The 18,384-nt window shown below is 66.5% G+C and carries 13 protein-coding genes and 1 pseudogene; 13 read left to right on the top strand and 1 reads right to left on the bottom strand.

Translation table 11 applies throughout. The features are described 5' to 3' along the window. Positions 1-7 precede the first annotated feature (7 nt). The 11 genes and pseudogenes from ACZ5T9_RS10945 to ACZ5T9_RS10895 all read left to right on the top strand — a co-directional run bounded on the left by ACZ5T9_RS10945 (position 8) and on the right by ACZ5T9_RS10895 (position 13,910). Positions 8-1,288, top strand: coding sequence for a glycosyltransferase (locus ACZ5T9_RS10945; RefSeq protein ID WP_464833107.1), 1,281 nt, complete (start codon positions 8-10; stop codon positions 1,286-1,288). A 29-nt stretch (positions 1,289-1,317) separates the two neighbouring features. Beyond that, positions 1,318-2,091 carry a WecB/TagA/CpsF family glycosyltransferase gene (locus ACZ5T9_RS10940; RefSeq protein ID WP_464833106.1) on the top strand — a complete coding sequence of 258 codons (774 nt, stop codon included), beginning with the start codon at positions 1,318-1,320 and terminating at the stop codon, positions 2,089-2,091. A gap of 836 nt (positions 2,092-2,927) precedes the next feature. Continuing rightward, positions 2,928-4,622, top strand: coding sequence for an N-acetylmuramoyl-L-alanine amidase (locus ACZ5T9_RS10935; RefSeq protein WP_464833105.1), 1,695 nt, complete (start codon positions 2,928-2,930; stop codon positions 4,620-4,622). Positions 4,623-4,724: 102 nt separating this feature from the next. Next, positions 4,725-6,674 carry a polysaccharide pyruvyl transferase family protein gene (locus ACZ5T9_RS10930; protein ID WP_464833103.1) on the top strand — a complete coding sequence of 650 codons (1,950 nt, stop codon included), beginning with the start codon at positions 4,725-4,727 and terminating at the stop codon, positions 6,672-6,674. 804 nt (positions 6,675-7,478) lie between these two features. Beyond that, the gene (locus tag ACZ5T9_RS10925; RefSeq protein ID WP_464833101.1) at positions 7,479-7,778 is read left to right on the top strand and encodes a helix-turn-helix domain-containing protein; all 300 of its coding nucleotides are present in this window, start codon (positions 7,479-7,481) and stop codon (positions 7,776-7,778) included. Positions 7,779-7,941: 163 nt separating this feature from the next. Next, positions 7,942-9,159, top strand: coding sequence for an S-layer homology domain-containing protein (locus ACZ5T9_RS10920; RefSeq protein WP_464833099.1), 1,218 nt, complete (start codon positions 7,942-7,944; stop codon positions 9,157-9,159). Positions 9,160-9,197: 38 nt separating this feature from the next. Next, positions 9,198-9,488 (top strand): hypothetical protein, encoded by a 291-nt coding sequence (locus tag ACZ5T9_RS10915; RefSeq protein WP_464833098.1) that lies wholly within the window; start codon positions 9,198-9,200, stop codon positions 9,486-9,488. Between the two features lie 16 nt (positions 9,489-9,504). Beyond that, the gene (locus tag ACZ5T9_RS10910) at positions 9,505-10,464 is read left to right on the top strand and encodes an Ig-like domain-containing protein (RefSeq protein WP_464833097.1); all 960 of its coding nucleotides are present in this window, start codon (positions 9,505-9,507) and stop codon (positions 10,462-10,464) included. Between the two features lie 585 nt (positions 10,465-11,049). Further along, a pseudogene (locus ACZ5T9_RS10905) lies at positions 11,050-12,205 on the top strand (IS110 family RNA-guided transposase). 286 nt (positions 12,206-12,491) lie between these two features. Continuing rightward, a complete protein-coding gene (locus ACZ5T9_RS10900) occupies positions 12,492-12,902 on the top strand; it encodes a hypothetical protein (protein WP_464833095.1) in 411 nt (136 codons plus the stop codon). A gap of 807 nt (positions 12,903-13,709) precedes the next feature. Continuing rightward, complete coding sequence (locus tag ACZ5T9_RS10895) at positions 13,710-13,910, top strand: ATP-binding protein (RefSeq protein ID WP_464833093.1); 201 nt, start codon at positions 13,710-13,712, stop codon at positions 13,908-13,910. Positions 13,911-14,057: 147 nt separating this feature from the next. On the opposite strand, the gene ACZ5T9_RS10890 is transcribed toward ACZ5T9_RS10895, so the two are convergent. Continuing rightward, positions 14,058-14,531, bottom strand: coding sequence for a hypothetical protein (locus ACZ5T9_RS10890; protein WP_464833092.1), 474 nt, complete (start codon positions 14,529-14,531; stop codon positions 14,058-14,060). A gap of 485 nt (positions 14,532-15,016) precedes the next feature. On the opposite strand from ACZ5T9_RS10890, the gene ACZ5T9_RS10885 reads away from it, so the two are divergent. Together ACZ5T9_RS10885 and ACZ5T9_RS10880 are read left to right on the top strand one after the other, a co-directional pair. Then, positions 15,017-15,298 carry a hypothetical protein gene (locus ACZ5T9_RS10885; RefSeq protein ID WP_464833091.1) on the top strand — a complete coding sequence of 94 codons (282 nt, stop codon included), beginning with the start codon at positions 15,017-15,019 and terminating at the stop codon, positions 15,296-15,298. A gap of 625 nt (positions 15,299-15,923) precedes the next feature. Then, complete coding sequence (locus tag ACZ5T9_RS10880) at positions 15,924-18,236, top strand: SpoIID/LytB domain-containing protein (protein ID WP_464833090.1); 2,313 nt, start codon at positions 15,924-15,926, stop codon at positions 18,234-18,236. Positions 18,237-18,384 lie beyond the last annotated feature (148 nt).

Raw genomic sequence — 18,384 nt, 5'->3', positions numbered from 1 at the left:
GACACCAGTGCCCAAGCCGGGGCGCACGCCGGCTGAGGAGGCGCCGCCCGCCACCGGCCAGGGCGCCGGCGAAGGGGAAGGCCGCCGGTCCCGCCCGGACCTGGCCCGCCGGGACCCGCCCGGCCCGGACCCGGCCCGCCCGGACTCAGCCGGTCCCGGCTCGGATCGTCACCCCCGGTCCGCCGGGCGCCCCCTGCGCGTCCTCGTCATCACCAACATGTACCCCAACCCGGACGAACCGGCCTTCGGCCTCTTCGTCCACGGCCAGGTGGAGGCCCTGCGGGCGGCCGGGGCGGAGGTCGACGTGCTGGCCATGCCCCGCCGTGGCCGGGGCCTGCGGGGCCGGCTGGCCTACGCCGGCTGGTTCCTCCGGGGCCTGGCGCGGCTGCCCCGCCGCTACGACGCCGTCCACGCCCATTACGCCGTGCCCAGCGGCGTGGTGGGGATGTTGTTCCGGCGCTGGGCGCGGCGGCCGCTGGTGGTGACGGTCCACGGCTCGGACGTGCTGGTCCTTCCCGAGCGGTACCCGCGGCTGGAGCCCGTGGTCCGGCGGGTGCTGCAGGGGGCCGACCATGTCATCGCCGTCTCCCGCTTCCTGCGCGACCGGGTGGTCCACCACTTCGGCGTGCCGCCCGAGCGGGTGATGGTGCAAAGTGCGGGCATCGATACCCGGGTTTTTCGGCCCGAGGCGCCGGGATGGGAGGCGGTCCGCGCCCGTTACGGCCAGGAGCCCCTGGTGCTGTTCACCGGGAACCTGATCCCTCGCAAGGGCGTCGACCAGCTGGTGCAGGCCTTCGCCCGGGTACGGGAGCGCAAGGGGGCCGGCCACCTGCTGCTGGTGGGGCCGGCCGTCGACCCGCCCTACCGGGAGCTCCTGGAGGCCCGGATCGCCGCCCTGGGGATCCAGGACCACGTCACCTTCACCGGCGCCCAGCCGCCGGAGCAGGTGGCCGCCGCCATGGCCGCCGCCGACGTGTTCGTCCTGCCGTCCCTGGAGGAAGGGCTCGGCCTGGTGGTGCTGGAGGCCCTGGCCTGCGGGACCCCGGTGGTGGCCAGCCGGGCCGGCGGGATCCCGGAGGTGGTCCAGGACGGCGACTACGGGCTGCTGGTGCCGTCGGGGGACGTGACCGCCCTGGCCGCCGCCGTCCGCCGCGTGCTGGACGAACCCCGCTTCCGCGAGCGGGCCCGCCGCTACGGCCCCCAGCTGGCCGCCCGGCACGACCGCTGGCGCCAGGCGGCGGAACTGGTGGTGCTGTACCGGTCCCTGAGCCAGCGGGCCGGCCGATGACCGGTGACCGATTCCGTCCGTTGGGGAGGGTGCCTTCCCTGCGCATCGAGCTGCTTGGGCTGCCCCTGGATGCGCTGACCTTCGACGAGACGGTGCGGCTCATCGTCGACCGCATCGCCCGGGGCGAGCCCACCCTCCAGGTTTCCCTCAACGCCGCCAAGTACGTCCGGGCGGCGGAAGACCCCTTGCTGCGCGGCTTCATCCGCCGCGCCCACGTGGTCAGCCCCGACGGGGCCGGCCCCCTCTGGGCGGCCCGCCGCCTGGGCCTGGAGGTTCCCGAGCGGGTCCCGGGGGTCGACCTGATGCTGGCCCTCCTGCCTGAGGCCGCCCGCCACGGCTGGCCGGTCTTCCTGCTGGGCGCCCGCCCGGAGGTGGTGGAACGGGCCGCCGCCGAGGCGACCCGCCGCTGGCCGGGCCTGCAGGTGGCGGGCACCCACCACGGCTACTTCCGCGCCGATGAGGAGGCGGCGGTGGTGGAGCAGGTCCGCCAGAGCGGGGCACGGCTGCTCTTCGTCGCCCTGGGCAGCCCCCGTCAGGAGCGGTTCCTCGACCGGTGGTTTGCGAAAACGGGCGTGACCTACGCCCAGGGTGTGGGGGGCGGGTTCGACGTGCTGGCCGGTGTCGCCCGCCGGGCCCCGGAGTGGATCCAGCGGGCCGGCTTGGAGGGGGTCTACCGGATGATGCTGGAGCCCCGCAAGCGCTGGCGGCGGGTGGTGGTCGACAACGCTCGCTTCATCGCCCTGGTCCTGCGGGCCGTTCGGCGCCATGGGGGCGGTGGCACCCGGCCGGGGCCGGTCCCGTGATGAGAGCAGGATGAGCCGGTCCCGTGAGGGGGCCGGTCCAGAGGGGAGCCGGCAAGCCCGCCGATCCCGGCCGCCCCGCTTCCCTGTCTCCCGGGAGCGGTGACCGTCGACGGGAGCGGTGACCGTCGACCTGATGGTGGCCCACGACCGTTGTCGTTCGGCCACCGGCACCCTGGCAATCGCGGGTACCCGGCCATCCTAGCCACCTGCGACCAGCGCAATTTATCTCCACCCCTCGCCGCCGTTCCTGCCCTTTCGCCACCTTCCAGCCCAATTCCATGCCATGTCAGGGCGCCGCTGCCAGAATCCCCCTGGGGACGGGCAGGACATGCCGCTCCGGGGACGAACCAACCTGTCCGTGTGACAAATTTGTCAAATCGATGACACCCCCTGGCCGCGGCGCCACCGCCGTTCGACAACCGGGGGAGAGGGCCGGTGGAGCCGTTGGCGCCGGGACGATGGGGTCCTGTGCCGCCGGCGAGAGGTGCCGGCTGAGCGGGACTGGCGGGTTCGACCCCTGGCAGGGGCCGGTCCCGGCCTGTGCGGCGGCTTGAAAGTGGAGGTGGAGGGAGATGGTCGCAAGGGAGCCGGAGGGAGCAACCCCAACGCAGAGAGACTCGCGGGAGGCGGAGCCATCGGGCGGCGGGCCCTGGGCAAGCGGGTCCGCCGAGGGGCGAGGGAAAGGCATGGCTTGCGAGCGGTCAGCCGCCGGCGGGAGCCCGGGACGGTCCGGAAGCCGCCGCCGATCCGGCTGGGGACGCTGGCGCCCCCACTGGCGCCCCAATTGGCGCCCCCTTCGCCGCCGTGCCCTGTCCATCCTGGCCGTGGCGTCGCTCATGGTACTGGTGGCGGGGGCCGGCGCCGGCCTGCGGCCGGCCGAGGCGGCGGGCCCGGTCCCGGCGCGGGCCATCGTCACCGGTACGCTGCTCAACGTGCGGTCGGGGCCCGGCACGGGGTTTGACGTCATCGACCGGCTGCCCGAAGGCACCGTGGTGACCCTGCGGACCAAGCAGGGCGGCTGGTTCGAGGTCCAGGCGCCCAGCGGTACCGTGGGCTGGGTGGCGGGCGATTACATCACCGCCGACCTGACGGGCGTGCGGATCGTGGTCGACCCCGGCCACGGCGGCATCGACGGGGGCGCCTATGCCAATGGCGTGGTGGAGCGGGAGGCAAACCTGGCCATCGCCCTGCCCCTCCGCGACATCCTGGTGGCCCGGGGCGCGGAGGTGCGCATGACCCGGGAGGCGCGGGAGCCCAATCTGCCCCTCTGGAACCGGGACAATCCGTACGATCCTGGCACCCGCACCGGCATGGCCAACAGCTGGCCGGCGGACATGCTGATCAGCGTCCACAACAACGCCAGCGCCAACACCGGCACCCGCGGCCTCATGGCCATCTGGGGCAACGCCCCCGAATCGCAGATCCTGGCCCAGGCCATCCACGACCGGACCCTCTACTGGACCGCCACCCGCCAGGGCTTCGACCACCGGAGCGCGGGCCAGGGGGTGTACCGGGATACCGCCATCCGCGGCCACACCCTGGCCATCACCAACCGGTCCCTGGTGCCCGCCGTCATCGTCGAAGTGGCCTTCGTCACCAATAAGGACGACGCGGCCCTGCTGAAGGACGCGAGCTTCCTGCGGGCGGCCGCCAGGGGCATCGCCGACGGCGCGGGCGCGTTCCTCCTGGCCCGGCTGCCCGACGGGCCCGTGGTCCCCGGCCGCCAGCCGGCGGACGGTGGCACCGGAAACCCCGCGAACCCGGGCGGCGATCCCTCGGCACCCGGCGACGGAGGAACCCAGCCTCCGGGCGACGGCACCGGCGGAAGCCCTGCCCCGGGCACCGGCGACGGTACCTCCCCGGCCCCCGGCTCACCGGGTGACGGCAGCGGCAGCACCCCGGACACCCCCGGTGGGACGCCCGGTTCCGAGGATCCGGGAGGGGCTCCGGTGCCTGCTCCCAACCCGCCGGCACCCCAGGCTCCGCCGGTGGCGGGTCCGCCCTTCCGGGACGTCAGCGGCACCCTGGCCGGCGAGGTCGAGCAGGCCCGCCAGCTGGGGCTGGTGAAGGGCTATGACGGCAACCTGTTCCGGCCCAGGGAGCCCGTGTCCCGGGCAGAATTCGCGGCCATGGTGGTCCGGGCCGTGGAGGCGGCCCGGGGCCAGCAGTTGCCGCTGCCCGAGGGCAAGGGCTTCCCGGACGTGTCGCCGCGCCAGGCGCTCTATGAATACGTGCTCAAGGCGGCCGGGCAAGGGTACATCCGGGGAACGCCGGCCGGCACCTTCGAACCCGACCGGCCCATCCGCCGGGAAGAAGCGGCGGCCATCGTGTGGCGGGCGGGGCAGCTGCAGCCCGCAGGTGTCCGCTTCCCCGACGTTCCTCGGGACAGTGCCTTTTCGGACGCCATCGGTGCGGTTGCCGCAGCGCAGATCATGGTAGGCTACTCGGAGGAGCGCTTCGGATACGGTCAAGCTATCCAGCGGGATCAGGCCGCAGCTACCGTGGTCCGGTTGTATGAGTACCTGCGATAGTTCGCTCAGCGGTCACGCCGTATCCGTACCCTTGCGCGGGTGGCGCTGCGGTGGTCAAACCTGAGTTGCAGAGGGTGTAGCACGCCAGAGGATGGTTACGTCGTGAGGCTTCGAGCAGACCTACAGGGTTCGCGGAAGGGCAGCTTCCGGAACCGATGGTTCGCCGATTCGATCAACCTGGTGGAAGCGGCGGTGGTCCTGGTGACCGCCGCCGCTTTATGGGCACGTCTCTCCGGGCGGCCGCTGCATATTGAGCCGGGGCTGGCGGGCTGGGTCGTATATGCCCTGCTGCGCCGGTGGCGTCCCCAAGCACCCGGGTCTCCCCAGGAGCCCGTACCCGCCCCCTCACCCTGGTTGGGGGCCGGTGCCACGGGTGTTATGATGCTGTGCCTCCTGCTGGTTCTGGTGGCTGCCGCTGCGCCGGTGTGGGAGGTGGGGGTGGGAGTCTCGCCGGACCCGGGCAACGTGGCCGCTCTCACCTATGGCGCACTCCCGGCCGCCGCCGGCCAGGACCAGCAGGTGGTTGCGCCGGTTTTACGCTGGGGGATGGCCTGGCCTCTCGCCGGGGCTACAGCCCTGGCTCTCTGGCAAATGGCCCGCCGGGACGGCCGGTTGCGGCCTGCCGCCTGGCGGCTGCTCCTGGCCACCTTCTTTCTGGTGATCGCCGGAGTCCTGAGGGAACAGCGCACCGGTGGTGAATGGCACGACGCCAGTCTAGGGCAATGGTTCGACTTTGGGGTTCTTGTTGCCCTGTGGGGTTACCAGCTCACCCTGGCCCGCCTCTCCGCCTATGCCTCTGCCCGCTGGCGGCTCGAACCGGCGGCCGTCCACCGCGCCGGCCCGGAGGTTCCTCCCCGACCGGGGTGCCGGCCGCCGGTGGTTCTTTCCGGCTTCTACGGGGCGGGCAACGCAGGGGATGAGGCGATTCTGACCGCGGTCCTGGGGCAGCTGCGCCAGCGGGGTTATGAGGATATCACGGTCTTCTCCATCCGCCCGGAAGAAACAGCTCGTACCCACGGAGTGAAGAGTGCGTACCGGGGCTGGCGAAGGGATCTCCTGGCCAAGGCACGGGCACTAGCCCGGGCGGGCGTGTTCATCTCGGGCGGCGGCGGCCTTTTGCAGGATACCACCCGCACCTTCCTGCTGCGCGGTCCCGTTCCTTACTACTTAATGATTGCCACCTGGGCGCGCTTGGCAGGTTGCTGGGTGCTGTTCCTGGGGCATGGCGTCGGGCCGTTGCGGGGCCGCTGGGCTCGTTTGTTGACCCGCTGGCTGGCGTCCCAGGCTGATGTCATCACCACCCGGGACGAGGGCTCCCTCCACCTTCTCGAGCAGGTGGGGGTCCGCCGCCCGGTGCGGGAGCTGCTGGCGGACTGCGTCTTCAGCCTGCCGCGGCCCGGGGCGGGCGCGAAGCCCTTCTCCCAAACCTTCGATCAACCCTTCGATGCGGCCGAACCCCGCCGGGGGGCGGGGCCTGCCAGGCGCCTGATCACCGTGTCGGTGCGCAGCTGGCCCGGCCAGGATCGCTTCTTCCCCGAGCTGGCGGCCTTCCTGGGCCACGTGCTGGCCACCCGCCCGGATGTGGAGGTGGTCCTGGTGCCCATGGAAGGCCGGCTCGATCACGAGGCCTCCCAGCGCCTGGCTGACCTGATCGAAGAAGGCGCTACACGTGGCCATGGCCCTCGCGTCGGCATCCTGCCTGCCACCCTGACTCCGGCTGAGATTGAGGCGGTTGTCGCCCGCTCATGGCTGGCCGTGGGCATGCGGCTGCATTTCTTGATCTTCGCCGTCCGGGCGGGCGTGCCCGTCCTGGCCTTGAACTACGATCCCAAGGTGGCGGGCGTTCTGGGCCGGCTGGGGCTGGACAGGTACGTGTATGACCTGGAGACCGTGACCGCGAAGGATCTGGAGGCCGGCCTGGAGGCGGTCGAAGCCGGGTACGACGACCTCCGCCGCCAGATCGCCGAAGCCACCCGCCCCATGGCTATCCTGGCATCTGCCCATCTGGACTACGCCGACGCCGCCAGTCGCCGCTGGTCCGGGGAGCTCTGAAAACCCAGGCCCTGCTTTCCGGATGTCCCCTCTTCAGCCCCACACAAATCAGGTCGGGTCCAAGGGCCCGGAACCCCGCCGGGCCCTTCGACGCCCGTTCCGCGTCTTGCCGTGGTACGTCCCTTCCATGGAAAATGGACGAGGGCGATTGGAAGAGCGAGAGCGAGCTGCGGCAGGAAAGTTGCTAGAAGAAGCCAATTATACCGGTGTCATACGGTTTGAAGCATCCCAACAAAGTTGCCGAAAATACAGCTTGGGCGTCTTTAGCCGGGTTGGACAATTCTAACGTAGGACAGGAGGAATGGACGAATCGGCGGAGAAAACACCATGCTGCAAGCCGATTCGACACTCTTCGAACCCTACAAATTAGCTTTCCTATAAGGATTGTTCAATTCAGACTGTATGCAAGAAGTAGCCATTGATCCCACACAACACAAATTGGTCAGTTTGAACAGTTTGGACGTTTATTCAGTTTTGCCGGGTGCATCCATGGAAACGTCCCTTGGGCGCTGGTAAGGCGGCTGGGAATCCCGAAGGGCCAACGGGATGCCCCGGAACCCGGCAAGGGGGGTGACAGGGCCGCCGGCCCGTCGGACGGTGGGATGGGCGGGGCGGCAGGAAGGGGTTGGACCACGCGCCGATCCAGCCGTCAGCGAGCGGCTGGCCCTTCCGGTACCCCAAGGGGTGTCGGATCCCGGTGCGCGGCCCGCAAAGGGTCGCCCCGCGGCCGAGGAGGCCCGTTCCCCAGCGGAACAGGTCGAAGGCCGCTGAGCCAAGGCGCACCGCCGGATGGAGGGGGGGGAGGTGAGTGAGTATCTAACCAGCTCGCAGGCGGCACGCCTCCTCGGCGTATCACGCAGTACCTTTCTGAACTGGCAATCATCCGGCAAGCTGGCGGAGTACGGTGTGCATCCGATCCAGACGCTGGGTGGCCAGTACAGGTACAGGCGCGACGAGATAGAGGAGCTCCTGCGGATGCTGACTGCCGGTGGTCACCCGGAAGGGGTGCCGCGCGGCAACGGCCGCCCGGCCGGCTCGGTTCCGGACGAACCGGATCCGGACGAGCCGGATCCCGAAGGGGATGACGCGGCGGATTCGCTTTAGCGCCGCGGGGACCACGGAAGGCCGATACATACGGGTCCCGTTGGCCGTCCCGGCGCGATACCCGCGGAAGCCACCGATCCTTTCGGGGCCCGGTGGATGCCGCGGGCGTGGGTGCAGAGCCCACAAGTCCCCGTCCATTAGGGACAGAGGAGGAGGTCCGGAGTTGAGTACCGCTTATTTGCAGTACTCGCGCAAGACGGCGGCCATCCTGGTGGTGCTGGCCATGGTGCTGGCGCTGTTCCCGATGGCCGCGTTTGCCGGCCACGGCCAGTTCCCGGACGTGAGCGGCACGCTGGCGGACGAGATCCTGGCGGCCCACAATGCGGGTCTCGTGGACGGTTACGAAGACGGCTCCTTCCGGCCCAATGAGAATGTGACTCGGGCTGCCTTCGCCAAGATGGTGGTCCTGGCACTGGAGAAGGCTTCAGGCCAGGAGCTGCAGGGCGGTAGCGAACCCTTCAGCGACGTCAACTCCAGCCAGGCCCTGTACAGCTACGTGGTGAAGGCCTACAACGCGAATCTGATCAACGGTTACGCCGATGGGACATTCGGCTACGACAAGCCGATCAACCGCCAGGAGGCCGCGGCCATCCTGCAGCGGGCCCTGAATCTGGCCGATGCCGCAGAGAACTTCGCCGACGTCCCCGACAACAGCGCCTTCGCTAAGGCCATCGGTGCCGTGGCCGCTGCCGGCATCATGAACGGCTACAACAGCACCACCTTTGGCCCGGCGGACAACATCACCCGTGGCCAGGCGGCCGCGACGGCGCACCGGGCTCACACCCATCTGGCGAACCAGCCGTTGTCGGTCAAGTCCATGACTGCTCTGAACCTCAAGCAGCTGCAGATTGTGTTTAGTAAGGCGGTTGATAAGACGACCGCAGAAGATGAGACTAAGTACCTTGAAAATGGCACGCCCATTGGCACGAATGCGACTGCTGCCCTCGTGAACGACCGCACAGTTGTCCTAACGTTCCAGACTGAGAAGCCTCAAAACTCGACTTACGGCTACAAGGTTGCGGGCGTCAAGGACAAGAGCGGCGCGGAGACGGTCAACAGTGAAAGCTTCTCTGTTACCTTCTCGGACAACACGCCTCCCACGGTCGCTAAGGTCGAGTACGATGCGGCCAACACGAAGGTGGTTGTCACGTTCTCGGAGCCGCTTAAGACGGCGCCGACGGTCGCGCGGTTTAATGGTGCTCCAGTCACGTTAGACACCTTCACCGCGGCGACACCCAGGTCCGTTTCTCCGCTCAACTGGCCGCGAACACATCGGCGACCGTCTATTTGGCGGGTGCTACGGACTACGCCGGCCTTGAGATGCCGCTGTTTAACGGGACCGTTACGGCTCCCCCGGCCGATACGAACAAGCCGTACCTGACGTCCGCAGTGCAGGCCGCCCACAATCAGATTCGACTGGTGTTCAGCGAGCCGACACCGTCGAACCAACTGGATGCCTCCGAGGTCAAGGTGGTCAAGGGCGCTGCTGTATATGACAACAACAACGGTGTTGCGGTGGCGGCCGACGCCGGTACCGAAGAGAACGACTACATCGTAACTCTTAATCTGGGCAGCGCGCCGAACTACGGCATTTACGATGACTCAGGTGCCAGCCAGGTCCTCACGGTGCTCATTCCGCGCGGCGCCGTGGCGGATGCTGCGGGCAATGTCAATGATGATATCTTCAGTTACTGTAACCATGACTCCTGACAGGACGGGGCCTGCGTTGGCTTCCGCGGCCGTTAAGTCGGACAAGAGCGGGTTCGAGTTAACCTTCTCGGAGGACCTGGGTGCCACCGTCGATGTGAATCAAATTGTGGTTACGAATGCCGATGGCGTCCGCTACACCGTCGCTAATAGTCCATCCGTCAATGGCAAGGTCCTTACGATTGCGTTGCAGGGTGTGAATCCGATCCCGAACGGGTCGTACACCATTAAGGTGAATGCTGGCGCGGTTACGGACGCTCTAGGTAACGCCAATAGCGCTACGAGCGTTACTGTTACCGTCGGGGATCCGTCCGATACCACAAAGCCGACCGTCACAATTGGTAACAAGGCCGGTGCCAAGAACGTGTTCCAAGTTACCTTCAGTGAAGAGGTCACGTCGGGCACTGCCTTGAACCTGGCGAACTATAGCCTGGATGGTAAGTCGCTGCCGAGCGGTACCGACATCTACTTTACGGACGCGACGAAGACCGTGGTGGAGATTGTACTGCCAGCCAACTCCATCAACATTGGTGACCAGACCAACGGTGCGCCGGCGATCCTTCGCGTGAGCGGCGTCAGCGATAAGGCCGGCAACGTGATCGATCCTACCTCCGCCACGGTTCAGGTGTACGATAACACGGCGGCGGTTCTGCAGAGCGCACGGCTTCTGGGAGATACCCTGGCGCTCACATTCGACGAGGCATTGGGTTCGGTTGCGGTCGACATCAACACGTTGGTAAACAACTTCGTGATCGTCGGGGATGGCACGGCCTTCAACGCAGCACCGGACACCAGTGCGACCGGTCAGGTTGATGGGAAGACCATCATATTTACGATCACGGGTGGCTCGAGCAATTGGAACGCCGTCAAGCAGGCGAGCAACCTTACCGTCGAAACGAAGGGTGGCCCTGCCGCAACCCTAAAGGATGCTAACGGTTACCCGGTGAAGGCTGGGGTTAAGGTCTCCGTTAGCCGGTAATTCGCGGCCGCTAATCCAAGACAAGACAGAGGGGGGATCCGACGGGATCCCCCCTCTGTCTTTAACATTGCCATGACTGGTCCGCCGGTTCCGAAAATGGATGAATCGCCACGGGTGATCCAGTCAATGTTCGATTCCTTCCTCTTTCAGCCGGTTAATTCTAGTGCTCTTGGTTGTTGACGCGCATTTCAACGCCCATTTCACAGCTGGCGGTATGGTAAAGAATGGGCGTATACCCGCCAGGGCGACACGTATTGATCGCAGTGCGTATGGTCGGCGCTTGGGGATCTGTGTCAAGGCCGGTTGAATATTGTCGGCATGATCGAAGTACAAGCCCCCAGCGGGCGGCAGTACAAGCGAGGCCGCCTCGGTAAGGGGGTGTCCAGATCCGTAGGCGGCGTCTTGGCGGGGCGTAGGCAGGGGGGCGGCCGTAGTGGGTCGTGGGCCTTGAGCTCCAAATTTTGTCTGGTCAGCCGCCTCCTGCGAACCGCCTCCATAGGCGCGGCTTCGGCCGATAGCCCGGACAGGTGAGTGCGCTGCGATCGCCGTCTGCCGCCATAAGCCCGGGACAGGGGGAACAACACCGTGCCCCGGTATTTCGGGCTGGATCTTCAGAAACGGTACATTCGCGGCTGCAAATGGAAGGTGGACCAACAAGTGGACCAACAAGAGGGAAGGCATTTCCGGTTCCCCAATACCGATGCAGGGTGGGCGACCTTCGTGGAGCACCTGCGTGCGGATGACGAGATCACCCTCGAGGTCACCGGGAACGCCTTCGACGTGCACGATGTGCTTTCATATACCGGAAAGGTCCTGCTGGCCAACCCTTTGGAGCTGAAGCGCCTGGGTGCCGGTCGGCACACGGATCGCGTGGATGCCGAACGGCTGGCCAAGATGCTGGCCCTGGGGATGGTGCCGGCCGTGTGGGTACCACCGCCGGCGGTACGCGAGGTTCTGTACCTGTTGTAATACCGGGACCGGTTGGTCCGGAACCGGCGGCGGTACCTGATCCAGGCCAAGTCCGTGCTCCAGCGACACGGGCTGCCCATCCCGCGGAAGGTGAACCCCCGGAAGTGCCTGGACCGAGAAGCCCTGAGTCAGTTGCCGCAGGCCGAACGCGTCATCCTCCTCAGCACGCTCCGGCAGCTGGAGGGGGTGGACGCCGACCTCCAGGCCGTGAAAGCGGAGATCGCGCGGCAGGTGGCCGACCAGCCGGCCGTTCAGCTTTTGCTGGTGATCACCGGGGTGGGCCTTATCACCGCCGCGCCGACCTGGGCGTCCCTTGGGGATCCAACCCACTTTCGTACGGCCAAGCAGGTGACGCGGTACGCCGGCCTCGATGCGTCAGTCCACCAGTCCGGCGAGCAGGACCACCGGGGACGGATCAGCCGGAATGGATGCAAACTTTTGCGCACCGTCCTCGTCGAGGCCGCTCTCGCGGTGGCGTGTCACGATCAGGGCCCCCTTAGGTGCGTTCTGCCACCGGAAGCAGCAGCAAATCGGGCATCCCAAGGCGGTCGTGGCCTTGGCCCGGAAGCTCCTCATCGTCGCCTGACGCATGCTCCTTTCGGGCCAGCCCTACGAAGCAGCGAAGCCCAAGCTTATGGCGCAAAAGCAGCGGCGCCTCGTTGAGGTCGCCCAAGCCGTGACCGACTGGGGCGGGGTCGCCGAGGTCCTTTGGCCTGACATCCATGAGGAACCCCACTGTCGTCGAAGAGTGGCTCGATTGCTGGGGGCTTGAATTCGATCACAGGTGCCCACCGGAGGCCTCTGTGCTAACTGAAAAGTTATCCACCCCGAGACCTACCCCCTGTAGGCTGGGAGGGTGTCCAGACCTTCCAGGGACAGGAGGCCGACGGAGTGCTCGGGATGGTTGATATCGAGTTTATCCGACAGCGCCACTGCGTCGATGGCTGGTCCATCCGGAAGATCAGCCGGCAGCTCGCCCTTGCCGGCCAGACGATTCGCAAGGCCCTGGCGAGTGCCGCCCCCCTCGGTACCGGCTCAAGTCGCTGCGCCCTAGCCCCGTGCTCGACCCCTACCGGGACGTTATCCTGACGTGGCTGGAGCAGGATGCCCCGGCGCCACGCAAGCAATGCTACACCGCCCGCCGGATCGATCAGTGGTTTGTTGAAGAGTACGAGTTTCAAGGCGCCCAGTCCACGGTGCGACGGTTCGTCGCCCAGGTACACGGCCAGTACCCTGAACCGTTCCGCCCTCTGGCGGCCGCGTGGGGCCAGACGGCCCAGGTCGACTGGGGCGAAGCGTTGGTGGTGCTCGGAGGCCGCCGCACGGTCGCCCACCTGTTCGTCCTTCGCCTGCGGGCCAGCGGCGTGATCTTCGCCTGGGCGTCGCCAACGGAGCGGCTTGAGACCTTCCTGGAAGGCCTGCCGGGCCTTTGCCTGGCTCGGTGGCGTCCCCCACGAATGCATCTTTGACAACGCCAAGACGGCGGTCACGAAGATCCTTGCCGGCAAGGCCCGCGAAGAACACACCTTCTTTGGCAGCCTCCGTGCGCACCAGCTGTTCGACAGCGCCGTCTGCCGCCCCGGGGAGGCCCACGAGAAGGGGGCGGTTCCCGACTGGGAGGCGCTGAACGCCACTTGCTCGCCCGATGTGAGCGGAAGCGCCAGCGGCAGTGGGAGGAATGAGAACAAGAGCGGGCGGCGCTGCGGCCCCTGCCGGACTGGCCCTTCAGCGCCGCCCGCCCCCTCGTCGCGGTCGACAAGCTGAGCCTCGTGACCTTGGCTTTGGAGGAGGCCGCATCCCAGGGGCTGCTGGCGGCGCAACCCATTCGCCAGCTGATCCTCAACAGTCTGGCCCGTCCTGCACCGGAGCGGGTGCCCGTTCCGGACCGGTCAGCCGCCCATCGGGTCCGGGCTTCCGATCCGGCCTGTTATGACACCCTGCCGGGAGGGAATCGCCGATGAGCGCCGCTAAGGCGACCCAGGAAGCGCTCATCGACCTCTATGCCCGGGAGTTACCGCTCCCGGTGCTCCGCAAAGCCTACCACGACTGGCCAGGGACGCCGCCCCGATCAGCCAGGACCACCCGGCCTACCTGGCCGCCTGCCTCACGGCCGGAGTCGAGTCACGGCGCCAGAGCCGCCTGAACCACCGGTTGGTGATGGCCCGGTTTCGCGCCTGAAAACGCTGGAGTCTTTCGACTTCACGGCCCTTCCCGACCTGCCCAAGGCCCGGGCGCTTGAGCTGGCGTAAGGGAGCCTCGTCAAGGCTCGGGAGAACGTGGCCTGCCTGGGTCCGACGGGAACGGCGACGACCCACACGGCCATCGCCCTCGGGATGGCCGCCATCCATGCCGGCTGGCGGGTCCGGTTGACCACGGCCGTGTCGCTGGGACTAGAGCTACTCCCAGGCCCACACCGAGGTCCGCCTGCCCAAAGCCCTCAAGGGGCAAGCCGTACTCGGGTACCCAGGGGCTGCTAAGGCTCCCCCAGTCCTGGCACGACCTTCGCCGTGCTTACGAACCACCTGGTGCGGACCCCTGCGCCGCGCGGGGATAGAGGAGGGCTCTTCACCGCCCCCCTTACGCAATTCCGCCGGTTTGTTCATCAACCATCGTACAGCAAGAATCTATTCCTTCAGTTCTAAATATGCTATTTGGAACAACAAAGAAGTAATTAGGCTTATGACAACTCCTGTAAGAATTGTTGCGACAACAATTGCCGTATGCATCAAATTTTCTGATACACCTATAGCGGCATCGATTCCTAAAGTAAAAAGGCACACCAGTGAGACGAGCATACCAAAGGGAACGAATGCCACTGTGGTGAAGATCCTCAGAATCCCTCGCACTCTTCGATCCAATGCCCGGCCCTTCTTACCTTCACCCCAATTGACCGTCAAGGCAGTCACTGCAAGAGGTGTGATCCAACCTGTTAATTGGGCAGTGAATGTAAGGAACATGCGTCCCTGTGTCAGATTGGTGTTTGGTTCAAACATCCAGAATATGATGCTTGGACATATAACACTAATAGCAACGAATCCTAGCGACAGTGCCATCGCCCAATCAACTCGTTGCTTAACTGATTTAGGCTTCATGGCCATCACCTCCATATCACATCATCGGTCGCAGGCGTGCGTTTGTTTACCCTCAGAAACAGAGGGTTGAAGTAATACGAGTTGCCCCATGGTGGTGTGTTCGGGGGTTTGCTTGTCTATCAAATATGACTGAGGTGGTTTTATCGCTATCTACGGCAAGGTGCAGACTGCTGTACATTCTATTGTTGGATCGGTTCCCGGAATCCCATCGGGTTCCTCCACACCTACGATTACGGCCGGTTGCCCTGGAGTGTGATGGCCGGGCCGGCCGCCGGTACGTGTCCCGGGAGCGGGTGCACCGGTACGGCGGGGGCCATGAGAGCCGCCTGCAGGGACTGTTGGAAGCGCGCAAGGGCCTGGGCATCGGGAGCGACGGGCAGCGGGTGCGCCTCGCAATCCCGTTCTCGGCTCCGTGCGGAGCCCTTGCTGAGCACGGGTTGGTGGTGGCCCGGGAGGCGTTGTTCCGGGATCGGCAGTGTTGGGCGCCTGGGATGGATCAGTCCATCGAGGAAGACCTAACCACCAACAAGTGGTATACGCCCGACGGCACCCTGACCAAGCTGCCCTGGTTCGTGGAGCCCTTCACCCGCAGGCTACGGCGGGCGCCTCGTGGACTCGCAAGAAGAGCGGACCCTGAAGAGAAGGCCCTAGAGCGGTACGCCGAAACCAGGGAACGCCACTTCCATGACCTGTTCCTGAATGCCGTGGCCGTCCTCCACGCGAGTCGGGACCCCGACCTGGGGCTCTTGGCGTGGTGGCCGCCGTCTCCATGACGGTGCAGCATCACCGGCGCGGCCCACCCGGATCCACGACCCCGAGTCATGGAGCGCACCACACCACGGTGGCCTTCGCCAGCTGCTCGGAGGTCTGCCATCGCCGGAAACTCCGTGACACCGTGATTTCCCTCTTACGGAGGGTCTCGGATCGTCCTGGGATGCAGGCGGAGATGACAGCGCACTTGCCTGTCCGGGCATGCCCCAGGACGCTCCGAGAGCCCCCGTATGTTCGTAATGCGGCAGGACCTTCTTGTCGAAGGGTGGAAAGAAAGGAGGAACAGTGCTGGGCAGGCGCACTGGGTGCGCCGGAACGGGTCACGGAGGGTATAGGATGAGCGTTGTGCAGACAAGGCGGCACGGCCCGCTGGGCTCCCAGCGGCAACGTCCTTCGGGCGGAAGGCTTGCCTGGCTTGCGTCTGCAGTCTCGGTGTCCCTCATGCTCAGTTTCGGTCCTCTCGCGGCCGCCAGCTCGAATGGTTCCCTAACTTTCGCCAAGGTATCCCCGAAGGCGGTGGGTGGGCCCGTCAGCCAAGCCGACGGATTGGTGTGGACGGGGCAGTCCTGGGAACTTACGGCCCCCGAGGGCCGCATGAGGGTGGCCCTGCCTGAGGGGGCGCAGGCTATGCGGTTCGTGGTTCCGCAGGGTGGGCCCGTTCTTCAGGCACCACAGGGGGCCGAGGTTCGGATCGTGGATGTGGTGCCGGGCGGGCTGGTACATGAGGTGGCCGTGCCGCCCGGGACGGCGGAGGTCACCTTGACCTTCGAAGAAGTACCCGGCGAAACGAGCCAGCCTCGGGTCGGGCCGGTCGTGGTGGGGACCGCCGGGGGTTCCTCGGCGAAGGCCGCCGGTTTTACCCTTCAGGCGAGCGGCGACTTCCAGGTCACGGGCACCAATGGGGATGCGGCGTCGAGCAGCGGTGGCAGTGATTCCGGGACAAATCTGGATAGTGGCGGGGACGCGGCGGCCGGTTCGGGGACCACCGCAGAATTGGGTACCACTGCCGATTCGGGTACCACCGCCGCGGGTGCATCGGGCGAGGCGGCGGGTGTAACGGCCACGGGGAGTGACGCATCGGCGGCTGGGGCGTCCGCCACGGCGACGTCGACCCAGCCGAATCCCATTACCGACTGGGTCCGGTTCTTCGGCGGGGGGTACGGCCACCGGACCGGGATGTCTCAGCGGGGGGCCGAAGGGCTGGGCCGGCTGGGTGTGCCCTACCGTGACATCCTGGCCCACTACTACCCGGGTGCACAGCTGGTGAAGCGGGGTACGGCTGACACCGGCCAGCAGGTCCGGGTGGGACTCTCCCTGGATGAAAACGGCGTTCAGAACAGTGCCCCCCAGCCCCGCCTGATGTGGGTGGTCGACGTACCCGACGGCGCGGTGCTGGAGGGGGCCACCACACAATCGTTGCCGGCGGGCAGCTACCGGGTGACCTTCGACACCACCGTAGGGTTCCGCTGGCAGTCGCTGACTACCGGCGGGCCGGTGATCGAAGTTCATGGCAAGCCCACGGCCGCCGGTTCGACCACCGAACAGCTGGATCTGGTGATCCCTCAGGGGAAGACGGCTCAGTTGCATTATCCCCAGACCACCTGCGATCCCAGTTCCGACCATGCCTTCCGTGGCTGCCGGGACTACGAAGGGCGCCTGGAGTTCGAGGCGCCAAAGGCGATTGCGGGAAGCAACGCGGGCATCACCGTGAGGAACAAGGTAAACCTCTTCGACTACCTGGTCGGGGTGGTACCCCACGAATCGCCGGCGTCCTGGTCCGTCGAGGCCCTGAAGGCGCAGGCGGTGGCGGCCCGTACGTACGCCGCCCGGCAGAACTTCGGCCTGACCACGAACCTGGTCGATTCTACCTATGATCAGGTGTTTTATGGCCGGTACAGCGACAAGACCTACCGGCCGAAGATCGAACAGGTCGTGAAGGCCACCGACGCCCAGGTGCTGATGTACAACGGGGTGCTGATCTCCGCCAACTTCACGGCGGGCAACGGTGGGTACGTGGCGTCGAACAGGGAGGCCTTCGCCGATGGGACGGGAGAGCCCGAGCCCTACCTGCGCGGCCGGGAGGACCGGTTCGTGCTGCGCGACGGAACCGCCATCACGCCGGAGTTCTATGACTACAACGGGACGCGCTACGAGGACACCTACTTCCGCTGGCGCCGGGACGTCTCCCGCACGGTCATTGAAAAGCTGTGGCCTGAGATTGGTACGCTCCAGTCCATCGAGGCGGTGGAACGAAACCCTGACAGCATGACGCCGAGGGTTATCCGGATCAGCGGTACGGCGGGGCAAGTGGACGTCTTGGCGCGGGTCTTCCGCTCGCGGGTGGGCCTGCCTTCGGCCTTCCTTTTGCCGGACAAGCTCTACCCCCGGCAGTTCCCCGACGTGACCACGGGGGACCTGGCGCAGGATGTCAACCGCGCCTACCAGGCGGGCCTGGTGGACGGTGACCTGTGGGCGCGGTTCTATCCCAACGAGACCCTGACCCGTGGCGCATTTGCCAAGATGATCGTGGAAGCACTGGAGCGGCTGAAGGGAGGGCCCCTGGCTGCGGACCAGGTCCCCGCGTTCCCCGACGTGAAGCCCGATCAGGCGTTCTATCTTTACATTGTCAAGGCTTACACCGCGGGGATCATCAGCGGCTATCCCGACGGGACCTTCGGGTACGAGAAGCCCATCAAGCGCCAGGAAGCAGCGCTCATCCTGCAGCGGGCCTTCAAGCTACCAAGCCAGCCGGAGACCTTCCCCGATGTGCCCGACAACAGCGACTTTGCCGGGGCCATCGGTGCCGTGTCGGCGGCCGGGATCATGAAGGGGATCAGCACCACCCGCTTTGCACCGGGTGACCCGATGACGCGGGCCATGGCGGCCGCGGTGGCGGTACGAGGTTTTGAGTACTGCTGGGCGGGTAACTGTCAGCCGTAACGGGATGCGGCCGCGAGGTTCGCTCCGGACCGCCGTCTGAGAAGAGGCGCTGTTGACAAGGGAGGCCGGGTGCGGCCTCCCTTTGTGCGGATTGAAACCGCCGTATAATGGGGAAGGGTTGTCCGCCCCGAGTGCCTTGCGGGTTGCC

Source organism: Thermaerobacter nagasakiensis, from assembly GCF_055396825.1.
This window is presented reverse-complemented; position numbering and strand designations above follow the sequence as displayed.